The 26,747-nt window shown below is 40.6% G+C and carries 24 protein-coding genes; 10 read left to right on the top strand and 14 right to left on the bottom strand.

The features are described 5' to 3' along the window. Positions 1–97: 97 nt before the first annotated feature. The gene (gene trhA, locus F903_RS05545; RefSeq protein ID WP_005195361.1) at positions 98–739 is read right to left on the bottom strand and encodes a PAQR family membrane homeostasis protein TrhA; all 642 of its coding nucleotides are present in this window, start codon (positions 737–739) and stop codon (positions 98–100) included. Positions 740–839: 100 nt separating this feature from the next. Here trhA and F903_RS05550 point away from each other — a divergent pair, with 100 nt between their 5' ends. Together F903_RS05550 and F903_RS05555 are read left to right on the top strand one after the other, a co-directional pair. Then, complete coding sequence (locus F903_RS05550; protein WP_005195362.1) at positions 840–2,114, top strand: class I SAM-dependent methyltransferase; 1,275 nt, start codon at positions 840–842, stop codon at positions 2,112–2,114. A 17-nt stretch (positions 2,115–2,131) separates the two neighbouring features. Then, entirely contained in the window at positions 2,132–2,560 is a 429-nt protein-coding gene (locus F903_RS05555) for a GNAT family N-acetyltransferase (protein ID WP_034595108.1), read from the top strand. A 60-nt stretch (positions 2,561–2,620) separates the two neighbouring features. Here the strand turns inward: F903_RS05555 and F903_RS05560 are convergent, their stop codons facing one another. The 5 genes from F903_RS05560 to F903_RS05580 all read right to left on the bottom strand — a co-directional run bounded on the left by F903_RS05560 (position 2,621) and on the right by F903_RS05580 (position 8,108). Next, positions 2,621–2,851, bottom strand: a complete 231-nt coding sequence (locus tag F903_RS05560) for a hypothetical protein (RefSeq protein ID WP_005195365.1) — start codon at positions 2,849–2,851, stop codon at positions 2,621–2,623. Between the two features lie 225 nt (positions 2,852–3,076). Then, on the bottom strand, positions 3,077–3,931 hold the full coding sequence (locus F903_RS05565) for a patatin-like phospholipase family protein (protein WP_005195367.1): 855 nt from the start codon (positions 3,929–3,931) through the stop codon (positions 3,077–3,079). A gap of 66 nt (positions 3,932–3,997) precedes the next feature. Continuing rightward, the gene (locus F903_RS05570) at positions 3,998–4,258 is read right to left on the bottom strand and encodes a hypothetical protein (RefSeq protein ID WP_004669488.1); all 261 of its coding nucleotides are present in this window, start codon (positions 4,256–4,258) and stop codon (positions 3,998–4,000) included. A 165-nt stretch (positions 4,259–4,423) separates the two neighbouring features. Next, positions 4,424–6,559 carry a 3-hydroxyacyl-CoA dehydrogenase NAD-binding domain-containing protein gene (locus tag F903_RS05575; protein ID WP_005195370.1) on the bottom strand — a complete coding sequence of 712 codons (2,136 nt, stop codon included), beginning with the start codon at positions 6,557–6,559 and terminating at the stop codon, positions 4,424–4,426. 343 nt (positions 6,560–6,902) lie between these two features. Continuing rightward, entirely contained in the window at positions 6,903–8,108 is a 1,206-nt protein-coding gene (locus tag F903_RS05580; RefSeq protein ID WP_005195372.1) for an acetyl-CoA C-acetyltransferase, read from the bottom strand. Positions 8,109–8,281: 173 nt separating this feature from the next. On the opposite strand from F903_RS05580, the gene F903_RS05585 reads away from it, so the two are divergent. Further along, complete coding sequence (locus F903_RS05585) at positions 8,282–8,830, top strand: P-loop NTPase family protein (RefSeq protein ID WP_005195374.1); 549 nt, start codon at positions 8,282–8,284, stop codon at positions 8,828–8,830. Between the two features lie 59 nt (positions 8,831–8,889). On the opposite strand, the gene F903_RS05590 is transcribed toward F903_RS05585, so the two are convergent. Both F903_RS05590 and F903_RS05595 read right to left on the bottom strand, forming a co-directional pair. Beyond that, on the bottom strand, positions 8,890–9,354 hold the full coding sequence (locus F903_RS05590; protein WP_005195375.1) for a GNAT family N-acetyltransferase: 465 nt from the start codon (positions 9,352–9,354) through the stop codon (positions 8,890–8,892). A 93-nt stretch (positions 9,355–9,447) separates the two neighbouring features. Beyond that, positions 9,448–10,461, bottom strand: coding sequence for an AraC family transcriptional regulator (locus F903_RS05595; protein WP_005195376.1), 1,014 nt, complete (start codon positions 10,459–10,461; stop codon positions 9,448–9,450). A gap of 213 nt (positions 10,462–10,674) precedes the next feature. Between F903_RS05595 and F903_RS05600 the strand changes: the two genes are divergently transcribed. From F903_RS05600 to F903_RS05625, 6 genes are all read left to right on the top strand, one after another. Beyond that, positions 10,675–11,793, top strand: coding sequence for a CaiB/BaiF CoA transferase family protein (locus tag F903_RS05600; RefSeq protein WP_005195377.1), 1,119 nt, complete (start codon positions 10,675–10,677; stop codon positions 11,791–11,793). Positions 11,794–11,937: 144 nt separating this feature from the next. Further along, positions 11,938–13,158, top strand: coding sequence for a carbohydrate porin (locus F903_RS05605; RefSeq protein WP_171065255.1), 1,221 nt, complete (start codon positions 11,938–11,940; stop codon positions 13,156–13,158). Positions 13,159–13,302: 144 nt separating this feature from the next. Next, entirely contained in the window at positions 13,303–15,699 is a 2,397-nt protein-coding gene (locus F903_RS05610) for a glucose/quinate/shikimate family membrane-bound PQQ-dependent dehydrogenase (protein WP_034595109.1), read from the top strand. A 218-nt stretch (positions 15,700–15,917) separates the two neighbouring features. Further along, positions 15,918–17,561, top strand: coding sequence for a nitrite/sulfite reductase (locus F903_RS05615; protein WP_004669479.1), 1,644 nt, complete (start codon positions 15,918–15,920; stop codon positions 17,559–17,561). Next, positions 17,554–18,039, top strand: a complete 486-nt coding sequence (locus F903_RS05620; protein WP_005195382.1) for a DUF934 domain-containing protein — start codon at positions 17,554–17,556, stop codon at positions 18,037–18,039. Before F903_RS05615 ends, F903_RS05620 begins: the two co-directional genes overlap by 8 nt. Before the next feature lie 195 nt (positions 18,040–18,234). After that, on the top strand, positions 18,235–19,650 hold the full coding sequence (locus tag F903_RS05625) for a hypothetical protein (protein ID WP_005195383.1): 1,416 nt from the start codon (positions 18,235–18,237) through the stop codon (positions 19,648–19,650). Between the two features lie 53 nt (positions 19,651–19,703). Here the strand turns inward: F903_RS05625 and F903_RS05630 are convergent, their stop codons facing one another. The 3 genes from F903_RS05630 to F903_RS05640 form a co-directional block, all read right to left on the bottom strand. Beyond that, positions 19,704–20,153 (bottom strand): VOC family protein, encoded by a 450-nt coding sequence (locus F903_RS05630; protein WP_005195385.1) that lies wholly within the window; start codon positions 20,151–20,153, stop codon positions 19,704–19,706. 135 nt (positions 20,154–20,288) lie between these two features. Next, positions 20,289–21,464, bottom strand: coding sequence for a thiolase family protein (locus F903_RS05635; protein WP_005195386.1), 1,176 nt, complete (start codon positions 21,462–21,464; stop codon positions 20,289–20,291). 130 nt (positions 21,465–21,594) lie between these two features. Beyond that, complete coding sequence (locus F903_RS05640; protein WP_171063397.1) at positions 21,595–22,107, bottom strand: GspH/FimT family pseudopilin; 513 nt, start codon at positions 22,105–22,107, stop codon at positions 21,595–21,597. A gap of 390 nt (positions 22,108–22,497) precedes the next feature. Between F903_RS05640 and omp38 the strand changes: the two genes are divergently transcribed. Then, positions 22,498–23,547, top strand: a complete 1,050-nt coding sequence (omp38, locus tag F903_RS05645) for an outer membrane protein Omp38 (protein WP_005195387.1) — start codon at positions 22,498–22,500, stop codon at positions 23,545–23,547. Positions 23,548–23,665: 118 nt separating this feature from the next. Here the strand turns inward: omp38 and F903_RS16650 are convergent, their stop codons facing one another. The 3 genes from F903_RS16650 to F903_RS05655 form a co-directional block, all read right to left on the bottom strand. After that, positions 23,666–23,824, bottom strand: a complete 159-nt coding sequence (locus F903_RS16650) for a hypothetical protein (RefSeq protein WP_004669472.1) — start codon at positions 23,822–23,824, stop codon at positions 23,666–23,668. 4 nt (positions 23,825–23,828) lie between these two features. Further along, positions 23,829–25,034: an RtcB family protein gene (locus F903_RS05650; protein ID WP_005195388.1), complete on the bottom strand. Its 1,206-nt coding sequence runs from the start codon at positions 25,032–25,034 to the stop codon at positions 23,829–23,831. A gap of 252 nt (positions 25,035–25,286) precedes the next feature. Further along, the gene (locus F903_RS05655) at positions 25,287–26,744 is read right to left on the bottom strand and encodes an amino acid permease (RefSeq protein WP_005195389.1); all 1,458 of its coding nucleotides are present in this window, start codon (positions 26,742–26,744) and stop codon (positions 25,287–25,289) included. Positions 26,745–26,747 lie beyond the last annotated feature (3 nt).

Below are 26,747 nucleotides of genomic sequence, written 5' to 3' on the forward strand. Positions count from 1 at the left end.
CAAAACATAGATAGATGTATTGTTTGGATATTCCTTTTTTAATGCGGAGTTTACTCAGGAAACCTGATGTTATGGAGCGCGTATTTATTGGTGCTCATCATAGGACATAACAGTAGATCGCTAAAAAATGTAACCCTGCTCCTAGCAGCACAAAAACATGCCAAATTGCGTGGCTATATCTTACCTTTTTTAAGGCATAAAACAATGTACCGACGGTATAGGCAAGCCCACCTGCGATTAATAGCTGTAGCGCCTCTCGAGAGAGATAGAGTTGCATATCATCCATCAGTAGAACAGCGAGCCAACCCATGACCAAATACGCTGCCAGTGAAAGCTTTTGGAAACGGTGAATGAACACTAATTTAAACAGTGTTCCGATCATTGCGATGACCCAAAGTGCAATGAGTAGGTAATGTGCTTTTGCCGTTGGAATCGCGATACTTAAAAAGGGGGTGTATGTCCCTGCGATGAGATAATAAATCGCGGTATGATCTAGTTTTTTATACCAGTATCGTTTGTTTTCATCTTGGGCGAAGTGGTAGAGCGTTGAGCTAAGCAGTAATAGCACCAGACTAAAACCATAAATCCATAAACTCATCCATTGAGCTAAAGGGAGATAGTAACCTTTGATAATGAGAAAAATTGAGGCAATTAAAGCGAATATTGCGCCAATAGCATGACTATAAGCGTTTAGTCGTTCTTCTTTTGGATCATAATCCAACAGTGAGTTCATGTTCATGGCAATACGCTTTGCATAAAAATACGACTGTATCGTAATGCAATTTCCCTTTTAAAGTAAGACGCTTTAAAATTTAGTTTCTATTTGTTAGGTTTTCATTATGTTTGCGCCGATTTTTTCTTTTGAACAAGAACAGCAGTTTTTTCTAGAAGTACAGCAAGCTATTGAAAATAGAAGTTTTGATCGCCTGATTCTCAGTCAATATAAAGGTGAATTGGCAGATTTAGAGAAAATGACGTTTCGGATTATTGAGCTGCAAGGGCAGGCGGTTTTGTCCTGTTTATATCACCATAAGACGCAAGACATCACCAAGAACTATACTATGGACGAGGGTGTAGAGAGAATTGCAGCATTATTAGCTCAGTCTAAGCAGGCGAATTTATTTAGCGCAACACAAGAGATTCAACTCAAGAAAAATAAAAAGAAAGCCATGTTAAATGCACAGAAAAAACAGGCAACAGGCATCGTTGAACAACAGCACAATCGTGAAAAGCAACGTTATATTCAACAGCAAAGTCCGTTCTTAACGCATTTAGGTATTACCGATGCCAATGGTCAAATTATTCCAAGCATGGCGCGTAAATGGAAACAGATTAATAAGTTTATCGAGATCTTTTCCAATGCCTATGAGCAAATTGATGCCTCACAACAAGCATTGAAGATCGTTGATTTTGGTTCAGGCAAAGGCTATTTAACGTTTGCCTTATATGATTATTTGCAAGCACAAGGCAAGACACCATTGATCACTGGGGTTGAGTTACGCTCAAATTTAGTCGAGTTTTGTCAGAAAGTGGCTGATGAGGTAGGATTTAATCACCTCGATTTCTTTGAGGGGGACGTCCGTAGTTATCAACCTGATGATGAGCGAGGATTAAATGAAGCATCGCTTCATCCGAGCGCAAGGCGAGAACCTCGTTCGAGTGACTTAGATGTGATGATCGCACTGCATGCCTGTGATGTGGCTACGGATTTTGCGATTCATACAGGGATCCGTCTCAATGCTTCGATGATCATGTGTGCACCGTGCTGTCATAAAGAATTAAGACCACAACTCAAGAGTCCAGAAGTGTTGCAACCGATGTTGCAATTTGGGATTCATGCAGGGCAACAGGCAGAAATGCTTACAGATACTTTACGTGCTTTGTTGCTTAAGGCGTATGGTTATGAAACCAAAGTGTTTGAGTTCGTGTCTTTGGAACATACCAGTAAAAACAAGATGATCTTGGCGACCAAGCGTAAAAATGTTCAACAACCCGACCCTAAGATCATGCAACAAATTCAAGCCTTGAAAACCATGTATGGCATTGAAAAACAAAGTTTGGAATTGTTGTTGCAAGATCAAATGCCAATCGAGAACTTGGGTTGTAAATGTTAAATCAAGCTGAGAAAGATATGTTTAAAGTTGAAAATGGGCAATGGAGTCAATTGCAGCTGCAGCAAGATGCTAAATTGATTCGAGAATTGGTCTTTATTCAGGAACAGAATATTCCTGAACAAGATGAATGGGATGATCAAGATCCAGTGTCACAACATTTTGTGGTTTATGAGCAAGATCGAGCGATTGCGACGGCACGATTATTGCCAGATCATCATCTAGGACGTGTTGCGGTACTACCAGAATACCGAGGGCAGGGCATTGGGCGATTGATCATGCTTGATATGATTGCTTATGCCAAATCCCAAAATCGACCATTGTTACATCTTTCTGCACAAACGCATGCGACTTCATTTTATGAAAAGCTTGGATTTACGGTGCAAGGTGATGAATATGATGAGTGTGGTATTCCGCATATTGAAATGATGATGCCAATCATCAAATAAGTCGAGTCAGCAGGTGAACTCATCACTTATTTGATTGCTTGGTTTAGCTTTGAATGGGTATTAAGGATGTTGATGTTGTTCCGCAACTTCTGAGGCTGCGGAATGGCTATGGTTCAGCTCTTTTTCTTGTTGAATTTTACGTTGAGCGCCGGGCATATAGTCAGGCTCTTGGGTCATCGCCAAATAGAAAAAGCTTAAAAAGATCGTGCTTAATATCCCAACAATGATGACAAACTTCCATCCTAATACCGTTTCATTTGAATCTTTTTGTGGGGATGGTTGATTGCTCATAAGAGATTCCAAATATAAAAATGTGATTTTGCGCCTTTTTTATATCCGTTGACAAGGGGGAGACTTGCAGAGGTTTATGCTTTGTTGTGCAATACCTTAAATAGACTTTTTACACGATTCCTTGTGCTCCTCCCGATAGAAGAAACACAAAGAGGGTGTGATTAATGATGGAAGCGATCTAATCGTTTCTTTTGTTTAGCTTATAAACTCGGAAGATTATCAGGTCTAAAGAGAATGCCAGTCTTCAATGGCTTTTAGACCTGTTTCTACGCCGACATCATAACTATAGCGAATCTTCGCTTTATTTTTGGAAAGTCGACTTGCCATGTTTTTTAAATCAGGTGGGCAGATTTCTAGGATTTTTTGTTCCGATGAAGAACGTACGAAATTGACTGCATCATTATAACGTTGGGTTCTTGCTAGTAGACTTTGAGCAAAACCACGTTGTTGTTTAAATAAATATTTAGCCAAAAACTGATCGCCTTTACTGCTGGCTTTATAATAATTTTTAGGGCGCGTTCGTAATACCATCAGTTTGGAAACATGATCTTGTTTGGCTGCCCAATGCACAGGCAATGCATCTGCAACACCACCGTCAAAGTAAGGTTCACCAAAGACCTCAACGGCCTGACGTGTCAGCACAGGAATAGAACTAGATGCTCTTAACCCATCAAGAATATTGTCTCTAGATGCTCTGATATAGGTTGCTTCACCTGAAATGGCATGAGTCAGCACCATATAAAACTCTGGATGATTAGAAAATAGATGGCTTTGATTCAGTGGATGCTCTTTTTCCACCACATCCCACATCCATTTTAAATCGAGTAAGTCACCGCCTTTGAAAAAGCGACCATAATGGATGAATTCAGAACGAAGGGAGTGATCTAGACAAATTTCTAGCGTGCGACCGTGTTGGGCTGCAAGATAATTTGCAACATTGGTTGAGCCTGAGGAAACGCCAATACAAAGATCGAAAGGATTAAAGTGTTGCTGTAAAAATGCATCTAAGACACCGCTGGTAAATGCACCACGCATTCCGCCACCTTCAACGACGAGTGCCTGACGATTTTGTTGAAGCATTGAAAATCTCGAATAACATGATAAATCCCTGTTTAACACGGATTTATCATGTTCGACAATAGCACTTTAGTGCTGATGATGCTCTGATTCAGGGGCAACTGTTGCTGCCGCATTTTTTTTAGCCGCTTCTAAGGCTTCAGGAGACATTGCTGGTGCTGTTTTCAATGCATGTTGTTGGCTACTGGTTTGTTTGTGACTTGGCATATAGTCAGGTTCGTTAGTAATCGCTAAGTAAAAAATAACCATAAAAACAAAGCTTAGAATGATCGTGATAATCAGCGCTTTCCACCCCCAAGGTGAAGTTTCTGGGCACAATTTCTCAGACATAAGACAAAATTTCCAAAGGACAAAAAATAAGGCAGAATTAGGAGAATTTATAGCATATTTTGTGATGTATTAGGCAGAAGTTTTGCAGTGATTTTGTCGAATAGTAAAAAGCCCATATCGATCATGACGATCGATATGGGCTTTAACTTATTATAAAGAAATCAATTATTGGATGATTTCTTTCTTTTGTGCTTTGTCTTTCAACAATTGTGGTGGATTGAAACGTTCACCATATTGAGCAGCCAATTGTTCAGCACGTTGCAATGATTTTTCAATACCATTCTGATTTAAGAACTGAATCGCGCCGCCAGTCCACGGTGCAAAACCAATTCCAAAAATCGAGCCGACATTGGCATCAATCACAGATTCCAAAACGCCTTCTTCATAACAACGCAAAGTATCAAGTGCTTGAACAAACAAGAAGCGATCAATCATTTCTTGTTCAGAAATGTCATTTTCTTTGCTCCAACGGCTGAGTCCATCCCATAGATGCTTTTTACCACTTTCAGGATATTCATAGAAACCTGCACCCGCAGCTTTACCTTTACGGTCTAACTCGTGAACCATGCTGTGTACCACATCATCCACAGGTGTTTTGGGTAAGTCTTTGCCTTCAGCTTGCAGTGCTTTACGAGTTTCATTGGTAATGTGTTCAGTCAAAGTGAGTGACACTTCATCCTGAATGGCGAGTGGGCCAACGGGCATACCTGCTTTCAGTGCCGCCATTTCAATTTTGGCAGGGTGTACACCTTCAGCCAGTAAGCGCATACCTTCTTGAATAAACGTACCAAACACGCGACTGGTAAAGAAGCCACGACTGTCATTGACTACAATTGGGATTTTTCCAATTTGTTGAACGAAGTCATAGGCTTTCGCTAAAGTCTCAGCAGATGTGTTTTTGCCTTTGATGATTTCAACCAATTGCATTTTGTCGACTGGGCTAAAGAAGTGTAAGCCAATAAATGCTTTGTCATCTTTGCTAGCTTGTGCTAAACCCGTGATAGGTAATGTCGAGGTATTTGATGCAAAAATACTACCTTCTGCCAAATACTGTTCAGCTTCTTGGGTGACTTTGGCTTTGAGTGCTTGATTCTCAAACACTGCTTCAATAATCAAATCACAGCCTTGTAGGTCTGCTGCATCTGCTGTGGCGGTAATCAATGCTAAAACCTGATCACGTTTTTCCGCAGTCATACGACCTTGTGAAACGCGTTTATCCAACAGTTTCTGCGAATAAGCTTTGCCTTTTTCTGCATTTTCGACTGATACGTCTTTGAGTACCACAGGCGTGCCTTTGATCGCGGTTGAATAGGCAATACCTGCCCCCATCATACCTGCACCAAGTACACCGACTTTGCTCGCTTGCCATTTTGCGACATCGGCAGGACGACTTGCGCCTGACTTGATCGCATTCAGACCATGCCAAAAAGTACCAATCATATTCTTGGCGACATTACTAATTGTTAATTGGGCAAAATAGCGAGACTCGATGCGTAAAGCGGTATCCACATCAACTTGTGCACCTTCAACTGCCGCTGCCATGATGGCTTCAGGTGCAGGGTAGCAGCCTTTGGTTTTATCACGCAGCATGGCTGGTGCAATCGCAAGCACTTGAGCGACTGCTGGGGTTTTTGGATCACCACCCGGGATTTTGTAGCCTTTCACATCAAAGGGTTGTTGCGATTTAGGGTTGGCTTTGACCCAAGCAATAGCTTTATCTAACAGCTCTTGTTCATTCTCAGCCGTGTCATGTATTAAACCGAGAGATTTTGCTTTATCTACACCAAATTGCTTACCTTCCATGAGGAATGGAAAGGCATTTTGTAAGCCAAGCAGGCGTACCATACGTACAATACCACCACCGCCTGGAAGTAAGCCTAAAGTCACTTCAGGTAAACCAAACTTGCTTTTCGGGTCATTGATAGCAATACGATAGTGACAGCCTAAAGCAATCTCCCAACCACCACCGAGGGCAGTGCCGTTTAAAGCAGCAACGACAGGCACACCTAACGTTTCAATGCTGCGTAAGTCACCTTTGAGCTTTTCAATCATATTGAAAAATTCAGTGGCATGTTCAGGTTGAACTTGAATCAGTTCATCAAGATCGCCGCCAGCAAAGAAGGTTTTCTTGGCTGAACGGAAAATCACACCTTTGAGATCAGTTTCAGCTTTGAGCTTTTGACTCACTTCATCTAAAGCATCACGGAACTCTGCATTCATGGTATTGGCAGATTGACCAGATGAATCAAGGGTAAGAATTACAATATTGTCAGCGTTTTTTTCGTATTTAATAGCGCTCATACATCATCGTCCAATATTTTATGAGCTTAATCGTAAGTGACCTGCATAAGTAAATATAAGCATCGCAGCGTCTTGTTAAGCTCTTATCTAATTTTAGGATAAACCTTCGGTTCGACCTACTTTTGTTTCGTCAAAAGTAGGCAAAACCATTGTCATTCGCAAAACCTGAGGTACGAATAGCAAAGATTAATAATCTTTGCCGTACCGCAAGGCGAAAGCTATGCTTGAGCATAAACTACGCACTTTGTTTGTCTTGCGCTGAGCCAAAGCTTTAGCCGCTTTGGCTTGCTCAGGTTGCGAATGACGTTTCCGAGTCTCATATTTCAGGGAGGTTTTGAGTGATTTACACCAACTCAATAATGGTAGCGATGCCCATACCACCACCAACACATAAAGTTGCCAGACCACGTTTTTTGCCTTGACGCTCTAATTCATCAAGTAAAGTGCCTAAGATCATTGCACCAGTTGCACCCAATGGATGGCCCATTGCGATTGCACCACCATTGACGTTAACTTTCTCAGCAGGAACTTTAAGTTCAGTGATAAAACGCATAACCACTGCGGCAAAAGCTTCATTTACTTCAAATAAGTCAATGTCATCAATGGTTAAACCAGCTTTGGCTAATGCTTTACGTGCAGCAGGTGCAGGACCAGTCAACATAATGGTTGGATCTGTACCCACCAATGCGGTTGCAAGTACTTTGGCACGAGGTTTTAAGCCTTGTTCTTTAACTGCTTTTTCAGAAGCAAGCAATACAACTGCTGCACCATCCACGATACCTGATGAGTTACCTGCGTGATGCACATGGTTAATTTTTTGCGCTTCTGGATATTTCTGTAGTGCAACTGCATCGAAACCCATTTGTCCCATCATTTCAAAGCTGGCATTCAGTTTTGCCAAACCTTCAACGGTGGTGTTGCCTCGAATGAACTCGTCTTTGTCTAAGATCATTACGCCTGAATGATCTTTGATAGGGACTACAGATTTATCAAAATAGCCATTGGCTTGTGCCGCTGCTGCTTTTTGTTGTGAAGCCACAGCAAAAGCATCGACATCTTCGCGGCTATAACCATCAAGCGTTGCGATCAGGTCAGCGCCAACACCTTGAGGAACAAAAGATGATTTTAAGTTGGTTTCAGGATCAAGCGCCCATGGACCACCATCTGAACCCATTGGGATACGTGACATTGATTCAACACCACCAGCAACCACAATATCTTCCCAACCTGAGCGTACTTTTTGTGCTGCCATATTTACGGCTTCTAAACCAGACGCACAGAAACGGTTGATTTGGACACCTGCAACATCATCATTCCAACCTGCTGCAATCGCTGCGGTTTTGGCAATATCACCGCCTTGGTCAGCAACAGGGGTTACACAACCTAAAACGATATCATCGACTTTTGAGGTATCGAGTTGATGACGTTGTTGTAATTCATTGAGTAATGTTGTGAGTAAAGTAATAGGTTTGACTTCATGCAGTGAGCCGTCTTTTTTTCCTTTTCCGCGTGGTGTGCGAATGGCATCAATAATATAGGCCTCGCTCATAGCTTTTCCTTGTGTCACCTTAAAATTGTTGTGTATTGAGTGTACTCAATTTAAATGTCAGTGCAATGATGATAAACATTGGCAAATCTGATGTTTTTCGCCAATTTATTGGATTGTCTAGCAAGTGAATTGTTCAGTAAAATAGACAGCCATAATTCAACCCAATTATCTTGATGAAATTCATTAATGTTGTAGGAACAACTGCTTCTGGCAAAACAACGTTTTCCCGTCAGTTAGCACAAAAACGAGGATTCATGCTTATCGAAATGGATGACTTATTTTGGTTGGATGATTGGCAAGAAACATCAGATGATGAATTTTTTTCTAAATTGCAAAAGCAAATGGACCAAGCAAAAGATGGATGGGTTTTGGATGGTAACTATTCACGGACTCAAGATATAAAATTAAAGTATATTGATACGATTATTTGGTTGGATTATTCATTTTCTTTAAATCTTTATCGTTCAGTAAAACGAGCAATCATCCGAGCTGCTACGCAAAAAAGATTATGGGCTAATTCTAACAATCGAGAAAGTTTTAGGAAAAGTTTTCTATCTAAAGATTCCATCATCTTATGGATGATGAATCATCATGCCAAAAATCGAAAGAAATATTTAGAAATGATGCAAAATCCCAAATATCAGCATATTCGATTTATTCGTTTAACTTCACCTAAGCAGGCGGCAGTATTTTTACAGCAGATTATGGATATGTCGGAATGACATCTTATTTATCCCAAAGGAATAGAGCAGTGGCTATTTACAGAATAGATATACTGCTTTCATTTATTTGATAAATCTAAATGAAAAAATTGGCTGTACTCAGATTCTGTGTATTCAGCAAAAGCCTCCCCTTGTATAAAACCAAACTTTTTATACAGATGGATTGCGGCATCAAAGTTTGAATCTTTTCCAGTTTCTAAACTGATTTTTTGATATTGACGTTGTTTTGCTATTCTTAATAAATAATCTAGAATTTGCGTGGCTACCCCATTGCGCAAATAATGAGGATGAGTTCGCATTGATTTGAGTTCAGCATGTTGATGTGTCAATTCTTGAATAGCGCCGCAACCTAATAATTTGTCTTCATTCCAAAGAGTATAAAAACTAATACTGTCCTTTTGTAGACTGTCTAGATTTAATGCAAAACTATTTTCAATCGGAGTGTTTTGATGCATACCATATAAATGGATACGAATTAATTCCTGAACTTGAGGGTGTGAAAAATCACCTTTTTTTAAAATCATTATTCATTTTGATTGTTGATAACTATGGTAGATAAATACCATAATTTTTAATAAGTGTTCAACTTTGATAAGTTGAACACTATATCGAATTAATTAATTATGATGTCCATGCAACTGGCGATATAAACCCGGAGTGACACCAGTCCATTTCTTGAAAGCACGATGGAAAGTACTGGTTTCACTAAAGCCGACCTGTTGAGCAACATCTTCAAGGGTGAGATTCGGCGTCAACAATAAGTGAATCGCAGCATCACGACGTAATGCATCTTTCACACCTTGATAGCTCTTACCTTCGGCTGCTAAACGACGACGCAAGGTTTGTGGGGATAAATACAACATTGACGCAACATCATTGAGTGTTGGCATTTCCTCGCCAATTTGGCTTTTTAGCACATCACGAATACGTGACGTCAGCGAGTTGGTATTTTTGAATTTCACCAATAACTGAGCTGGCGCAGCTTTCAAGAATTCTTCTAAACTTTTGTCATCTTGACGAATGGGTAAATCAAGATAATCTGCAGCAAAAGTAATTTCGGTACGTGGCGCATCAAACTGCATCACAGGCGCAAAAAACAGCGCATCATATTCATCGGCATGATTTGGACGCTCATAACCAAAATGAACACGTTCTAAGGGTAAACGACGTTCAATCAACCATGAGGCAAGTCCATGCCAAATCATCAGCATACTTTCAGTGATAAAATGATCTGGGTCTAATGCTTTAGGAATATGTGGAACCAAACGCGCTTCATGTTTATCGCGTTCTAAGCTTACTGACCATTCATCACCAAATAGTTTGTAGAATTGGGATGACAGCTCAAGTGCTTGTCCAAGTGTCTTCGAGTGAATTATTAATTGGCACATGATGGCAAATGTACCTAAACGACGCGGTTGGACATCGAAACCAACATGCTCGTCTTGGGTCACCATCCATAACATTTTGACAAAGCGAGTGTACTGCTCTGGGGAGATCCGCGCTTTGGGTTGTCGCAGCAGCTCAGCTTCTATACCGACATGTGAAAGTAATGTTTCAACGTCCATGCCTAGGCGTTTTACACCTGTTAAAGCCGCATTCACGAAGTGGATGCTGATCGTATCACGGCTCATATTGAATCCTTCAGTTTCTTTACTATTCACGATAATTGACCTAAATAACCGTCTAAAATATCAAATTGGGCAATTGACAATAAAAATAATTGCCCAATGCGTACATGTTAAATTGCCGAAACTATCAAGGTAAATGGCTGAACATGACATTGTTTTTGTGTTTATCCACACCTAGTATAAAAGAAAATTTGAACAAATTGAGTAAAAATTATTATGCCATCTGCACTAAAGGGATTGAAAGTCCTAGATTTTTCCACATTATTACCAGGTCCATTTGCCAGTATGTATCTAGCAGACATGGGTGCAGAAGTGATCCATGTTGAATCTCCAACGCGTCCAGATCTTGTAAGGATTATGCCACCCTATGCCAATGGTCAAGCCACTGCACACAGTTATCTCAACCGAAATAAGCAGTCGATTGCATTGGATCTGAAAGATGCGGCAAATATTGAACTGATCAAAAATAAAATTTCTGAGTTTGATATTGTGCTTGAGCAGTTCCGTCCTGATGTAATGCGCCGTCTAGGGTTGGATTATGAAACCTTGGCAGAGATAAATCCACGTTTAATTTATTGTTCGATTACGGGCTATGGTCAAACGGGAGGATATAAGGATCGAGCGGGGCATGATATTAACTATTTAGCTCTGGCTGGTATTTCAGGTCATAGTGGGCGTCAAGACAGTGGACCACCGCCACTGGGGATTCAAATTGCTGATGTTGCAGGTGGTTCTTTACATGCTGTGATTGGAATCTTAGCCGCAGTTGTAGAGCGCCAACGCAGTGGTATGGGACAATATATTGATATTTCCATGACCGATTGTGTGGCGAGTCTAAATAGTATGGCTGCTTCAGCCAGTCTTGCTGGGAAAACACCACAAGCACCTGAAGCTGGAATGTTAAACGGCGCGAGTTTCTATGACTATTATGAAACCAAAGATGGTCGCTATTTCTCAGTTGGGAGTTTAGAACCTCAATTCATGGCTGGTTTAGCTGCTGCTTTAGAGTTGCCATTACTTTTGGCAAAAGGCACATCATTCGATCCAGACGATCGCAACGCGGTTAAACAAGCGTTGCAGCAAAAGTTTAAAACTCAAGATTTTGCAGATTGGCAGTCTTTATTCCAAGCGTTAGATATTTGCGTAGAACCTGTATTAACGCTGGATGAGGCATTGGTTTCGCCGATTGCTCAACAACGCGGTTGGGTCGTGGATGTTCCGGTATCTGAGAATGCTGAACAGACCGAACCTCAATTGGGTTGTCCGATTCAATTTTCTCGCTCCAAAATGAAATATACTTTTATTGGTCAGGGCTTGGGAGAGGGTAAATGGTAGAAAATATGTGCATATAATCACTGATTGTTAAAATATTGTACAGATCGTTAACATTTTGAATAAATTGTTATTTAAAAATCGGAGTAACCTTTTATAGACAATAACATAAAAGGTTACGTAAACATGACAATCTCTAAATCTATGATTGTTTCTTGTTTATCCGTTCTATCATTGAGTCTTTTTTCACATCATACTCAAGCAGCCGCAGCATTTGATCCAAATGGTCAGTGGATGTTTGGTGATTGGAACGGTCAACGCACTGCGTTACAGGAACAGGGTTATCAGTTTTCTGCAGGTTACACGGGTGAATTCGCAGGAGTTTTAGACTCCAAACAGCATTCTAGTCATGGCAGTGAATATACTGGACAGTTGGCTTTAGGCACGCATCTCGACCTAAATAAAATTTTAGGTTGGCAAGACACCGAAGCACAACTCACTTTAACTTATCGTGATGGTCAGTCATTGTCGCAAACTGCAGATGGCTTGCAAGGACACTTAAGTTCTGCACAAGAAGTCTGGGGGCGTGGTCAAACTTGGCGCTTATCTGAATTGTGGATCAAAAAGAAATTTTTAGATCAAGCGCTCGATATTAAAGTCGGGCGTTTTGGTGAAGGTGCAGATTTCAACAGTTTTGATTGTGATTTCCAAAACTTAGCACTATGTGGTTCACAAGTCGGTAACTGGGTGGGTGACCAATGGTACAACTGGCCTGTGAGCCAGTGGGCATTACGTGTCAAATATAACCTACAACCAGATCTTTATGCGCAAATCGGGGCATATGAATATAACCCTGAAAATTTGCAGCGCGGCAAAGGTTTTAACTTAAGTACTGATGGCTCTCATGGTGCGATTATTCCAGCAGAAGTGGTTTGGACACCAAAATTAGGCTCGCTAGCTTTAGCTGGTGAATATCGTTTTGGCTATTACTACAGTACAGCGGATGCTGAAGAAATTGCGAATCCAGCGAAAACTTCACATAAGCAGGGTGGTTGGTTTACTGCCAAGCAACAGTTAACCCGTCATGATGGTCAATCTGATCGTGGTCTAACAGGTTTCGTCAATGTCACGGTGCATGATTCTAAAACCAACTCAGTCAAAGACATGCAAAATGTCGGTTTGATTTATAAAGGCTTACTTGATCAACGTCCCCAAGACGAACTTGCTTTGGGTGTTGCGCGTATTCATGCCAATGACAAAAACAACAGTTTATTGAATGAAGAATACAACACTGAATTGTATTACGGCATTCATGCGACTAACTGGCTAACCATTCGACCAAATATTCAATATGTACACCATGTGGGTGCATTGAAGAATGGCGATAAAACGTGGGTTGGCGGCATTAAGTTCCAAACTATTTTCTAATTCTACATTCGAAAAATTTTGCAGATTTGATTCATCTATTGGGTGAGATCTGCAAGGTTTTTCGTTGTGATTTGAACTCGACCATTTACAAGATTGATCGTCTTGTTGATGGACCTCAAAATACAAAAGATGCAAGGTGATCGTATGAATCAATCTGCTTCAAAATCGGGGCTTAGAACATTGACGGTAATAATTCTTGCCCTCATTGCATTGTTCTTGCTCGTTGGCGGTATCTGGCTCGCAGCAATCGGCGGGTCTTTTTATTATGTAATTGCTGGTGTGTTGTTGCTTATCGTAGCAGTGCAACTGTATAAGCGCGCATCTGGACCTTTATGGGTTTATGCAGCTTTGATGTTAGGCAGTGTGGTGTGGGGTGTTTGGGAAGTTGGTACTGACTTTTGGGCACTAGCACCACGTCTAGATATATTAGGTATATTAGGCTTGTGGCTTTTAGTTCCTGCGGTAACGCGAGGAATTGATAATCTGACCTCAAGTAAAGTTGCATTATCCTCTACTTTGGCGATTGCTATCGTGGTAATGGTGTATTCGATCTTTAATGATCCACAAGAGATTAATGGTGTGATTGAAACACCGCAACCTGAACAAGCAAAAGCGCTTGAAGGGATTGCACCTGAGGATTGGCCAGCTTATGGTCGTAGCCAAGGTGGCGAGCGTTATTCTCCACTTGCACAGATTAATGACCAAAATGTCAAAGATTTGAAAGTTGCTTGGACTTTCCGTACTGGTGATTTTAGAACCGAAAATGATTCAGGTGAAACCACCAATCAGGTTACACCGATCAAAATTGGTAATAATCTGTTTATGTGTACGCCACATCAGCATTTAATTGCGATTGATCCTGCAACAGGTCAAGAAAAATGGCGCTTTGATCCAAAACTGAAAACGGATAAAACCTTCCAACACTTAACCTGTCGTGGTGTGATGTACTACGATGCGGATAATACCACCAAGTTTGCAACAAGCTTACAGGCTAAAAAATCAAGTTCGACAGAATGTCCGCGTAAAGTCTTTGTTCCTGTCAATGATGGTCGTTTGGTTGCGGTCAATGCAGATACGGGTAAAGCATGCTCTGACTTTGGTGACAATGGTGAAGTCGATTTACAAGCCTTTATGCCTTTTGCCTATCCGGGTGGCTATAACCCGACTTCACCGGGAGTGGTATCAGGTACAACTGTAGTGATTGCAGGCTCTGTGACAGATAACCACTCGAATAAAGAACCATCTGGTGTCATTCGTGGTTATGACGTAAATACAGGTAAATTGCTGTGGGCATTTGATACGGGTGCTGAAAATCCAAATGCATTGCCAGGTGAGGGTGGAACTTTTGTTCACAACTCTCCGAATGCATGGGCGCCACTTGCCTATGACGCAAAACTTGATATTGTCTACGTGCCGACAGGTGTGGGTACCCCTGATATTTGGGGCGGAGATCGTACTGAGTTAAAAGAGCGTTATGCCAACTCAATGCTCGCAATTAACGCAACCACAGGTAAGTTGGTCTGGCATTTCCAAACCACACATCATGATTTGTGGGATATGGATGTACCATCGCAACCTTCGCTCGCTGATATTCAAGATAAATCTGGTCAAACCATTCCTGCGATTTATGTATTAACAAAAACAGGTAATGTATTTGTGTTAGATCGCCGTACTGGTGAGACGGTTGTACCGATTAATGAGAAACCAGTACCGCAAACAGTGAAATGGGGACCACAAACCAAAGGTGAGTTTTACGCAAAAACTCAGCCGTTCTCTGACTTTAATTTAGCACCGAAAGATAAGTTAACTGATAAAGACATGTGGGGTGCCACGATGTTTGATCAGCTCATGTGTCGTGTGAAATTTAAACGTCTGAACTACGATGGTATTTATACGCCACCATCTGAAAATGGTACTTTAGTTTTCCCGGGTAACTTAGGTGTGTTTGAGTGGGGCGGCATGTCAGTCAATGCGGATCGTCAAGTTGCAGTCATGAATCCAATTGGCTTACCGTTTGTAAGTCGTTTAATACCAGCAGACCCAAATCGTCAAGCGGTTGCGCGTGGTGCGGGTACTGAACACGGTATGCAGCCAATGTATGGTACGCCTTATGGTGTTGATATTAGCCCGTTCCTCTCACCATTTGGCTTGCCATGTAAGCAACCAGCTTGGGGCTTTGTTGCTGGTGTCGACCTGAAGACCCATGATGTGGTTTGGAAGAAACGTATCGGTACGATTCGTGATAGTTTGCCAACATTATTCCAATTACCACCTGTAAAAATTGGTGTGCCAGGACTAGGCGGTCCAATGTCGACTGCGGGTAATGTGATGTTCGTAGCAGCGACACAAGATAATTATATTCGCGCATTTAATGTCAGTAATGGTGATAAGTTATGGGAAGCGCGTTTACCTGCGGGTGGACAAGCAACACCAATGACTTATGAAATTAATGGCAAACAATACGTGGTGATTATGGCTGGTGGACATGGTTCATTTGGTACAAAAATGGGTGATTATCTCGTTGCGTATGCATTGCCTTAAATCCCTCCCAGCCTCCCTTTCATAAAGGGAGGAGTTCCCCTCTTTATAAAAGAGGGGCTAGGGGAGATTGAAAGCCCAGATTCATCTGGGCTTTTTTTTGAGTCGTGATATAGGCTTATCAATAAAACAGTTATTAAATATGCAAAAAAAGCATTTTGTTGATGAAGGAAAGCTGGTTATGCTAGTCGCCTTTATCATGAATTTACTAGCCGTACGCCATGTATTTATATACTGATTTCGATCAACAATTGATTAATCAACGTGTTGCTCAGTTCCGTGATCAAACAGAACGCTATTTAGCGGGAAAATTGACTGAAGATGAGTACCGTCCATTACGTTTGCAAAATGGTTTATATGTGCAACGCTATGCGCCAATGCTGCGTATCGCTGTGCCGTATGGCTTAATGAATTCTAAACAGTTACGTAAAATTGCAGAAATTGCGACTGAATATGATCGTGGTTATGCTCACGTATCAACCCGTCAAAATATTCAATTGAACTGGCCTGCATTAGAAAATGTGCCTGATATTCTTGCTGAACTTGCAACTGTTCAAATGCATGCCGTTCAAACCTCTGGTAACTGTATCCGTAATACCACAACTGACCAATTTGCAGGTGTGGTTGCAGGTGAAGTTGCAGATCCACGACCGACCTGTGAGTTGATTCGCCAGTGGAGTACTTTCCATCCTGAGTTTGCCTTTTTACCTCGTAAATTCAAGATCGCTGTTTCTGCTTTAGAAGAAAAAGATCGCGCGGCAACTGCATTCCACGATATTGGTATTTATTTGGTACGTAATGAAGCGGGCGAAATGGGTTATAAAATCATGGTTGGTGGTGGCTTAGGTCGTACACCGATTATTGGTAATGTCATTCGTGAGTTTTTACCACGCGAAGATTTGATTGCTTATTTGGAAGCGACTTTACGTGTCTACAATTTACATGGTCGTCGTGATAACAAATACAAAGCGCGTATCAAAATTTTAGTAAAGGCATTAACGCCTGAAGTATTTGCACAAAAAGTTGAAGCTGAATTTGAACACACCCGTGAATCATTAAAGATTCAACCTGAAATCTTGAAAAAACTAGATCAAGAATTTACGCCATTTGATTATCAAGCTTTAGAAGACCAAGATTTTACTGCATTGTTTGCTGAGTATCCAAAATTCAAACAATGGTTTAACGTCAACACCAATGCCCATAAAGTCAAAGGCTATCGTATCGTGACGATTTCTTTGAAACGGGCAGGTATTGCACCAGGTGATGTAACTTCTGAAGAAATGAACTTAATCGCAGATTTAGCGGATAAGTATACTTTTGGTGAGTTCCGTACCACACACGAACAGAATATTTCACTGGTTGATGTTCCACAAAAAGATTTGTTCGAATTGTGGCAAACACTTGACCAAAACGATATGGCGCGTGCGCATATTGGTTTTATTACGGACATCATTTGCTGTCCGGGTGGTGATTTCTGTTCATTGGCAAATGCCAAATCGATTCCAATTTCAGAAGCCATTACACGTCGTTTTGATGACTTAGATACTGTTTACAATCTAGGCGAACTTGATCTGAATATCTCTGGTTGTATGAATGCCTGTGGTCATCACCATGTCGGTAATATCGGAATCCTCGGTGTCGATAAAAAAGGTGCAGAGTTCTATCAAATCACTTTAGGCGGTCATGCAGATCATGATGCATCGATTGGTGATATTTTAGGGCCATCTTTTGCTGCGGACGTTGTCCCTGATGTGATTGAAGAGATTTTGAATACTTATCTTGATTTACGTACAGAAGGTGAGCGTTTTATCGATACCTATCGTCGTGTGGGGATTCAACCATTTAAGGAGCGTGCTTATGCTTAATACAACGCTACAAGTGCTTTCTAAAGATGGCACCATTGCCGACAATACTTATCAAGCCATCGCTGAAGATGGTGTGATTCCTCAAGGTGATGTGGTTGTAACAACTGCGCAAATCGATCAATTGGAAAATGTGCAAGGTAAAAAAGCACTTTATTTGACCGTGAATGATTCTCCTGAAACGCATCAATTTCCATTAAATGATTTTGATGCCATTTTCATTGAGTTTGCGGGTTTTAACGATGGTCGTGGTTATTCATTTGCTGCGTTATTGCGTCGTCAAGGTTACCAAGGTGAGTTACGTGCGGTGGGCGATATCTTTAAGGATGTTTTAAATTATTTAAAACGCTCTGGATTTGATACCTTTGTGGTGAAAGAGGGTAAAGATATTCATGAAGCAGCAGCTGGGCTTCAAGATTTTACCAATCCTTATCAAGCTTCAACAGCTGTACCACAAGCAAGTTATCAGACTGGTGCATAAGTCGTCTGAAAATGAAAAAAGCTGAACTACGGTTCAGCTTTTTTTATGGATGGGGATTTTCCATATAGCAATTATTGATTTGACTGGGTTGAATAGGAGTTATTCAATATTTAAATGTGAGTTTTTATGCAAGCAAGGGGTGACAGCGATTTTAGAGTTTGTTATAAAAAATATAACACTTGAATCAGAACGAAAATGTTTAAATTCCTTAAAAAGATATTTGGGTATCCTGAACCTTATCGAGATACAGCAGAAATATTGGCAGAACGCCAAGCATTTGATGAGCAAATACGCATAGCAAGTATGCCTACACCAAAAATTGTACAAATTCCATTTATAACAATGAGTTTAGATGAGTTGCTATGCTCATTGAGATCTTATGATGGTTACACACGACAACGTACATTAGAGCATTTAAAGGATTGCTATGACCAAGCATTATTTCCTGCTTTACTCTTTCGTTTAAGTGATTACGTGGAAATCAATCGAAACTTAGCGGCTAAACATATTCAGCGTTGGAGTCAACATCCTGAATTTGCTCAACTGTGTCTCGATTATTTTTTAGAGATTGTAGCAGTACAACAACGGGTACGCACTGTTCCTGAAATTGAAAATTTGTTACTTAATGAAGTCGCAAAAAATCAAGAGTATTTACAGCGCATATTAATTTCTGAACAAGGTCAGTTGCCTAGAGTGTTGTTGACTTATATTGAACGATATCAATGGATTGAATCAAAACAGTTACTTGAGTTATGCAAAAATGCCAAAGATCAACTGGTGCGTAAATTTTGGTTAGCTCATATTATTAAAAATGAATCGGAGCAAACGTTAGTTTTTGAATTAAAACACAGCAAATTTAGAGAGGTGAAATATCATTTATTTGATGTTCTATATCAACGACAAATTCTGAATCCCGAAGATGTGATTGAACTATGGCATAGTCGTTTTTTATCCGTGATGGATTATGCTTATTTTGTACTTAGACAACAGAAATTTGATTTTCAAGAATATTTTAATCAACATCCAATTGAGTTGCTTAACTCGCAACAGGCAAAAATTCGAGCCTATCAATGGATATTATTTAAAGGGGATCAAGCCCAATTTTTTAAGATCATTGAAAAAATTGAAACTCAGCAAATTAGCAATGCTTTGGTTTTATATGCAGTTAAACAGAAGTTTATTCAGTTTGATCAATATCTATCCTATTTACAATCAACTCAACAAAAGTTATTGCCCCATCAGTTTTTTAAAGCAAAAACGTATAGTGGAATGCAACCCACTTTAGATGAGTTAGTGCAATATATTCAATTGCTTAAAGAGAGTATATCACTTGAGCAAAGATTAAATTTGACCCAAGATTATGATTTATGGGATCAGGTTTACTGGTTTGTGACACAAGAACCATACATACAAAGTGAACGAGAACAGCAGAACTTTGATTATGAAGTCAGATGCCGTTTACAGTTTTTGCACTATAAAACCTATCCGCCAAGATGGACAGTGGGACAGAAAGTTGAGATGAAACAACATCTGCCGATCTTTGTGCAAAAGTATCCTGAAATTTTTGAAGAAAAGGGTGTAAAGAAAGTACTAGAGAAATATTTAAGTTGATCAAAGAAAAATGATGCAATATGGGGCATATTGCATCAAAAGTTTGGGAAGCCTTAAATGGTTGAGTCAAGTTGACAGTTCACCATCCATTTCACTCCAAATTGATCGGTAAAAGCACCATACAGTGCGCCCCAAAAGGTCTGTTCTAGCGGCATTTCGATTTGGCCATTGACAGAAAGGGAATCAAATAAACGTTTAGCTTCATCCATTTCATCTGCATCTAAATTGATGGATATATAGTGATTATTCCCTTGCGTGAATATGCTGTTTGGGGCACAAAATTGATTATTGACGTCTGAAGCCATCAGTACCGTGAAGTCATTGATTGGTAAAGAGACATGGAGAATGGAATTTTTCTCCTCCTCAGTCAATGTCACACCTTCTTCAGGCGGTAAGTCACCATAGCGGCTGATCATTGCAAACTCACCACCAAAAACTGATTTGTAAAAATTAAATGCCTGCTCAGTTTGTCCTTGAAAATTTAAATAATGATTCAGTTGCATAAGATAGCTCCATTGTTGTTTTTTTATACAATGCATAACATAGCGGGAATTTAACGATTGGTTGATTATTATTTTGTAATTCTGAAAATAAAAGATCCTGCATGAAGCAAGATCTTTTATGAGATCGGTTAGAACTTAGATCAATTCGATCGCAACCGCCGTTGCTTCACCACCACCGATACAAAGTGCCGCAACACCTTTCTTACCACCAGTGCGTTTAAGCGCATGGATCAGTGTCAAGATGATACGCGAACCTGTAGAACCCACAGGGTGACCAAGTGCACATGCACCACCATTGATATTGACTTTTTCTGCATCGAGTTTGAAATCATCGATTGGACACATGGTGACCATCGCAAACGCTTCATTGATTTCCCATAGATCAACGTCTTGTGCATCCCAACCTGCCTTTTTCAAGGCTTTTTCGATTGCACCAACTGGCGCAATGGTAAATTCAGATGGATGTTGAGAGTTTGAAGCCGTTGCTACGATTTTTGCTAAAGGTTGTAACCCACGCTGAGCAGCAACATCACTTGATGTTAATACTAAAGCAGATGCGCCATCAGAAATTGAGCTGGCATTTGCTGCTGTGATCGTTCCATCTTTTGCAAAAGCAGGTTTTAAACTTGGAATTTTATCAATTTTTGCATTTAATGGTTGTTCATCTTGATCAACCACAACATCGCCTTTGCGGCTCGATACGGTGACTGCAACGATTTCGTCTTTGAAATAGCCTTCAGTAATGGCTTTTTGTGCACGCTTCAATGAACGGATGGCAAAGTCATCCATTTGCTCACGTGTATAACTGCGTTTGTTTGCCATATCTTGCGCAAATGAACCCATTAAACGACCAGTTTCAGCATCTTCTAAACCATCAAAGAACATGTGATCTTTAATTTCACCATGACCCATGCGATAACCCGCACGCGCTTTTGGTAAAACATAAGGTGCATTGGTCATTGACTCCATACCGCCAGCAACAACGATTTCTGCACTGCCAGCTTTAATCATATCGGCTGCTTGCATGACGGCTTTCATGCCTGAACCACACAGTTTATTGATGGTCACGGCACCTGTAGAGTCTGGCAGACCTGCTTTACGCATTGCTTGGCGAGCAGGACCTTGTTTTAAGCCTGCTGGTAAAACGCAACCCATGATGACTTCTTCTACATCAGTGGGTTGTAGGCCTGAGCGAGCAATTGCTTCTTTAATTGTGATTGCACCTAATTCAGGTGCAGTTGCGCTTGATAATGCACCTTGGAAGCCGCCCATTGCTGTACGAGCGCCGTTGACAATTACGATGTCAGTCATTATGTGTCTCCAGACTTTATAGTTTGTAGCAAATAATTCGTTTGCAGAGAATGTTCAAAACCTATGCAGTATAGTAAAAAAAAGCAATGAAGAAAGTGTTTTACATCGCTTAAGCTAGACTGAACAGTTCTTAGCAAGTGGCTAGAGGTTCAGGGGTAATTTGACCCATTTGGCTTAATTTTATTCGCGTATGATATTTGGGGGAATTTGCACAATAAAAGAAACTACCATTTGAACCTCTCGGTAACCCACTATCGCCTTGGAAAGTAATCGAATTGATTCTTAGTGTACCTCTCCAGTCTAAGCTTCCATATTTATAGTTAAGTGGTGTGGCATAGAGGAGGGTCTCACTGGGATCACGTTGTCGATTGTTATTTGTATCAATGAAGCTTATAAATCCTTTATTCCAATCCCGATCACAGGTCAATAAATCTTGACTTGCGCACAGCGTCACATTTCTTCGATAGGTTTGTGCATCAGCTTTTGATTTTTGTATATGAATTGTGAGTGTTCTTTTGAGTTGAATGGCTTCATTTGACATCATTAAGTCATTAAAATGGGGTAGACTGAGACACACTAAAATTGCAAAAATTGCGATACACGTGATTAATTCACTGATTGTGAGACCTAAAATTTTAAACATTGTTTGACCCATATAATATTTCTGTAATTTTTTTATTAACAAAGTGTTAAGTAACGGCTGTATTTATTCTGTTAAGTTTAGTATTTAGACAAACTAATGATTACTTCGTACTACAAAGACTGCTAAAATCAAAGACAGTGAACAATAAGCTATTCTCTCTATCGCTTTGAATTAAAAATTACTGAACTACAACGGAAATTGTAAGAAAATTTGTCAATAATTTACGAGGTTAAGGTTATCAAGCACTTGGAAAATTCATCAAGTGTTTGTATGATTCAAAGTGAAGTGAATAGCTTAAAAAAAATACTGTGGAACATACCTTGTTCTCAGGGGCCAAAAATCATAGGCTGAGCTTGAACAACAAACAATTGTTATCTCTGGAGGATATCCATGAAATTGAGTCGTATCGCACTTGCTATGCTTGTTGCTGCTCCCTTAGCTGCTGCTAATGCGGGCGTAACAATTACTCCATTATTGCTTGGTTACACATTCCAAGACACTAAGCACAACAATGGTTCTGAAAATTTAACTAGTAGCGGTGAATTACAAGACGATTTATTCGTTGGTGCTGCTATTGGTGTGGAATTAACACCTTGGTTAGGTTTTGAAGTTGAATATAACCAAGTTAAAGGCGACGTTGATAGCGCTGCTGCTAACTCTGAATATAAGCAACAACAAATCAACGGTAACTTCTATGTTACTTCTGATTTGATCACTAAAAACTATGACAGCAAAATCAAACCTTATGTTTTATTAGGTGCTGGTCACTATAAATACTCGTTCACCGATGCAACTGATACTCAGTTAGGTCGTGCTGGTCGTGGTTTGAAAGAAGAAGGTACTTTGGGTAATGCTGGTATCGGTGCTTTCTGGCGCTTGAACGATGCTTTATCTCTTCGTACTGAAGCTCGTGGTACTTATAACATCGATGAAGACTTCTGGAACTATACAGCACTTGCTGGTTTAAACGTAGTTCTTGGTGGTCACTTGAAGCCTGCTGCGCCAGTCGTAGAAGTTGCTCCAGTTGAACCAACTCCAGTTGCTCCACAGCCACAAGAGTTGACCGAAGATCTTAACATGGAACTTCGCGTATTCTTTGATACAAATAAATCAGACATCAAGCCACAATACAAGTCTGAGATTGCGAAAGTAGCAGAGAAGTTAGCTGAGTACCCGAATGCGACTGCTCGTATTGAAGGTCATACAGATAACACTGGTCCACGTGCATTAAACGAACGTTTATCATTGGCTCGTGCTAACTCAGTTAAATCATCACTTGTAAATGAATACAATGTTGATGCATCTCGTTTGTCTACTCAAGGTTTCGCTTGGGATCAACCGATTGCTGACAACAAAACTAAAGAAGGTCGTGCTATGAACCGTCGCGTATTCGCTGCGATTTCTGGTAGCCGTACTGTTTTAGTTCAACCAGGTCAATAATTTCAAGTCATTGATAATAAAAAAAGCGACTCATTTGAGTCGCTTTTTTTATTGTCGATACGCTGTAAATATTCATTTTATTTCTCCTCAGTTTTACTCATTTTATCAAAAAATGTGTCTACCAAACACCTTTATTCAATTGTTGTTTGGCTTGTTGACGATCGCGACGGTGTTGTGCGCGTGGCTTTTCTGTTTCGTGAATCCCTCCTTTCTTTAGTAAAGGGGACAAAGCTACAGGATTGCGAACTTTGATTTTTGGCATCTCTTTCAGTTTCATTTGATTATCCTTTGATACATAAAATTTGTTTAAGTGTATGAACGACTTCGATCAGTTCTGATTGGTTTGCCATCACTTGATCAATATCTTTGTATGCGCTTGGGATTTCATCAATCACCCCCGCATCTTTACGGCATTCAATGCCTTGGGTTTGTTGAATAAGATCCTCTTGGCTAAACAGTAACTTCGCTTTATTGCGACTCATTTTCCGTCCAGCACCATGTGAACATGAGCAGAACGATTCAGGATTGGCCTTGCCTTTGACAATATAAGAGCGTGCTCCCATTGAACCGGGGATAATGCCTAATTCGTCTAAACCTGCTCGAATAGCACCTTTTCGAGTAATGAATAGATCTTCACCAAAGTGATTTTCCCGACTGACGTAGTTGTGGTGGCAATTAATCGCTTCCTTGGTCATTTGAAAGGGTGGTAGAAGCGGACGGATCGCTTCTAGGATTAACCGCATCATTTCGCGACGATTTTCATAAGCGTATTCTTGCGCCCATTGCACAGCTTCTACATAGTCATCAAAGCTGTTCGAACCTTCGGCAAAGTAACTTAAATCTTTTTCTGGAACATGACCAAAACGATGCTGAGCTTCTTTCTTCGCCAGTTCAATAAAGTATGTGCCAATCACATTACCTAAACCTCGGCTTCCAGAATGTAACATTACCCAGACGTCCTGATTTTCATCTAAGCACAGTTCAATAAAGTGATTACCTCCACCCAACGTACCGAGTTGTTTCTGCCAAGTCGCGTCAAACTTTCTTAACATCCGCACCAAGCCTGGATGCTTTTTGATAATAGGCTGTAAGCGTTTTTCCAAAGGGATAATGCTCGAAGCTTTGGCTTTGATCTGTTTATGCAGTTCAAAACCCACAGGAACTTTGCGTTCGATTGCATGTCGCAATGGTGCAAGGTGATCTGGCAATTGTGATGCTTTTAGATTGAGTCGAATCGCATTCATTCCACAGCCGATATCCACCCCGACTGCCGCAGGAATAATGGCGTGCTTGGTGGGAATTACACTACCAACAGTTGCGCCTTTACCGACATGTACATCAGGCATCACTGCAATATGTGAATATATAAATTGCAGTTGTGCCATTTTTTTGAGTTGTTCAATGCTTTCACTATCAATGTCGTTGGTGAAGATTTTCACTGGAACGCCATATAGAGCATCAGCATTCAGTATTTTTTGTATGCCCATTTTCTTATCTCGGTCATTTTATTTTTTTGTCCGAATAGGCATAAAAAAACCTAGCGAATGCTAGGTTTAAATAGACATTCGGACAAGTGATCATGAAGATTCACCACTTGTCCGTGAGGTGACAGTGCCAAATCTTACAATGTGTTTCCTAGTTGTAATGGCATATGTCGTCCTCCTATATAATAGTGCCGTTGAAAATATGAGCAGAGATTCTACTCATATTTTGTGTTCAGTCAAGTATAAATCAATGATTTATTCACCTGCTTTCACATTCATATCTTTATAAGCGATTAACTTGCTTTTATGTTTCCACTTATAACCGAGCCAGATTGCCAAAAATAGAGGAATACTGATATAGGTGGATAAAACTCCAAGCCAATCAATTTTTCCACCGAGCACGGCCTCATAGTTTTGACCAAGGATGATGATTGAGCAAAGAATAAATGCAAACCACGGTGCAAATGGGAAGAACTTGGCGCGATAGGCGAGGTCTTCCAGCTTGTAGCCTTGTAAAATATATCCTTTACGGAAACGATAGTGTGAAATCGCAATCCCTAACCAGACAATAAAGCCACACATGCCTGACATATTGAGCAACCAGTTAAAAACCTGCTTTTCGCCCATAAAGGTTGTCAAAAAACATAATGCAGCAACGGCAGTTGTCGCATAGAGTGCATTCATCGGTACGCCACGACGATCAAGTTTGGAGAAGAGTTTAGGCGCTCTTCCTTCACGTGCCATATTCCATAACATACGAGTCGAAGAATACATGCCTGAGTTGCCAGCAGACAAAATCGCACTGAGAATGACCGCATTCATCAAACTGGCTGCAAAAGCAAAGCCTGCTTTTTCATACAGTAAGGTGAAAGGTGACAACGCAATATCTTCACTTGCAGCAGCTTTTAATAGCATTGGATCATCGTAACTGACCAGTGTACCAATGATGAAAATACATAGAATATAGAATAAGAGGATACGCCAAAAAATCTGTTTGATTGCCAAAGGAATTGTTTTCTTCGGATCTTTTGATTCACCCGCAGCGACCCCGACCATTTCTGTACCTTGGAAAGAGAATCCCGCAATCATTGCTACACCAATCATGGCTTGCAGACCACCTACAAAGGGCGCGTCTTGATAGGTCCAATTGGAAAAAGCAGCAACATTTGGCGTGAGCATGATTTTAACAATCATGGCAATACCAATGATAATAAAGACGATGATTGCAATCACTTTGATCATGGAGAACCAGAACTCGCTCTCACCAAAGCCTTTAACTGTTAACGAGTTGATCCCAAAAATAATCGCAAGGAAAATCGCACTCCAGTAAAAACCAGGAAGATCTGGGAACCAAAATTTCATGATGAATTGTACAGCGACAAGTTCAAAAGCAACGGTAATGGCCCAGTTATACCAATAATTCCAACCTAAGGCGAAACCAAAGCCATGCTCAACATAACGACTACCATAAGTGAAAAATGCACCTGATGTTGGGGTGTGTGTTGCCAATTCGCCTAAACTGGTCATCAAGAAATAAATCATCAGACCAATCAATGCATAGGCCAGCAATGCACCACCAGGGCCAGCATTTGCAATGGTAGAGCCTGAAGCAAGGAATAAGCCAGTACCAATTGATCCACCAATGGCAATCATATTGAGGTGGCGAGCGCCGAGCTTACGCTGAAGGTGTTGGGGAGCAGATGTATCGCTCATAAA

This window comes from Acinetobacter sp. NIPH 298, assembly GCF_000369505.1.
Classification (GTDB): domain Bacteria; phylum Pseudomonadota; class Gammaproteobacteria; order Pseudomonadales; family Moraxellaceae; genus Acinetobacter.

Excerpts from the sequence above, each read along its gene's own strand:
- F903_RS05595 (WP_005195376.1), bottom strand. The coding sequence starts at position 10,461 with ATGAGCCGTGATACGATCAGCATCCACTTCGTGAATGCGGCTTTAACA.
- F903_RS05655 (WP_005195389.1), bottom strand. The coding sequence starts at position 26,744 with ATGAGCGATACATCTGCTCCCCAACACCTTCAGCGTAAGCTCGGCGCT.
- F903_RS05585 (WP_005195374.1), top strand. The coding sequence starts at position 8,282 with ATGAAATTCATTAATGTTGTAGGAACAACTGCTTCTGGCAAAACAACG.
- F903_RS05550 (WP_005195362.1), top strand. The coding sequence starts at position 840 with ATGTTTGCGCCGATTTTTTCTTTTGAACAAGAACAGCAGTTTTTTCTA.
- F903_RS05650 (WP_005195388.1), bottom strand. The coding sequence starts at position 25,034 with ATGGGCATACAAAAAATACTGAATGCTGATGCTCTATATGGCGTTCCA.
- F903_RS05640 (WP_171063397.1), bottom strand. The coding sequence starts at position 22,107 with ATGTTTAAAATTTTAGGTCTCACAATCAGTGAATTAATCACGTGTATC.
- F903_RS05565 (WP_005195367.1), bottom strand. The coding sequence starts at position 3,931 with ATGCTTCAACAAAATCGTCAGGCACTCGTCGTTGAAGGTGGCGGAATG.
- F903_RS05625 (WP_005195383.1), top strand. The coding sequence starts at position 18,235 with ATGTTTAAATTCCTTAAAAAGATATTTGGGTATCCTGAACCTTATCGA.
- F903_RS05615 (WP_004669479.1), top strand. The coding sequence starts at position 15,918 with ATGTATTTATATACTGATTTCGATCAACAATTGATTAATCAACGTGTT.
- F903_RS05555 (WP_034595108.1), top strand. The coding sequence starts at position 2,132 with ATGTTTAAAGTTGAAAATGGGCAATGGAGTCAATTGCAGCTGCAGCAA.
- F903_RS05575 (WP_005195370.1), bottom strand. The coding sequence starts at position 6,559 with ATGAGCGCTATTAAATACGAAAAAAACGCTGACAATATTGTAATTCTT.
- F903_RS05620 (WP_005195382.1), top strand. The coding sequence starts at position 17,554 with ATGCTTAATACAACGCTACAAGTGCTTTCTAAAGATGGCACCATTGCC.
- trhA (WP_005195361.1), bottom strand. The coding sequence starts at position 739 with ATGAACATGAACTCACTGTTGGATTATGATCCAAAAGAAGAACGACTA.
- F903_RS05590 (WP_005195375.1), bottom strand. The coding sequence starts at position 9,354 with ATGATTTTAAAAAAAGGTGATTTTTCACACCCTCAAGTTCAGGAATTA.
- F903_RS05610 (WP_034595109.1), top strand. The coding sequence starts at position 13,303 with ATGAATCAATCTGCTTCAAAATCGGGGCTTAGAACATTGACGGTAATA.
- F903_RS05570 (WP_004669488.1), bottom strand. The coding sequence starts at position 4,258 with ATGTCTGAGAAATTGTGCCCAGAAACTTCACCTTGGGGGTGGAAAGCG.
- F903_RS05630 (WP_005195385.1), bottom strand. The coding sequence starts at position 20,153 with ATGCAACTGAATCATTATTTAAATTTTCAAGGACAAACTGAGCAGGCA.
- F903_RS05600 (WP_005195377.1), top strand. The coding sequence starts at position 10,675 with ATGCCATCTGCACTAAAGGGATTGAAAGTCCTAGATTTTTCCACATTA.
- F903_RS16650 (WP_004669472.1), bottom strand. The coding sequence starts at position 23,824 with ATGAAACTGAAAGAGATGCCAAAAATCAAAGTTCGCAATCCTGTAGCT.
- F903_RS05580 (WP_005195372.1), bottom strand. The coding sequence starts at position 8,108 with ATGAGCGAGGCCTATATTATTGATGCCATTCGCACACCACGCGGAAAA.
- F903_RS05560 (WP_005195365.1), bottom strand. The coding sequence starts at position 2,851 with ATGAGCAATCAACCATCCCCACAAAAAGATTCAAATGAAACGGTATTA.
- F903_RS05635 (WP_005195386.1), bottom strand. The coding sequence starts at position 21,464 with ATGACTGACATCGTAATTGTCAACGGCGCTCGTACAGCAATGGGCGGC.
- omp38 (WP_005195387.1), top strand. The coding sequence starts at position 22,498 with ATGAAATTGAGTCGTATCGCACTTGCTATGCTTGTTGCTGCTCCCTTA.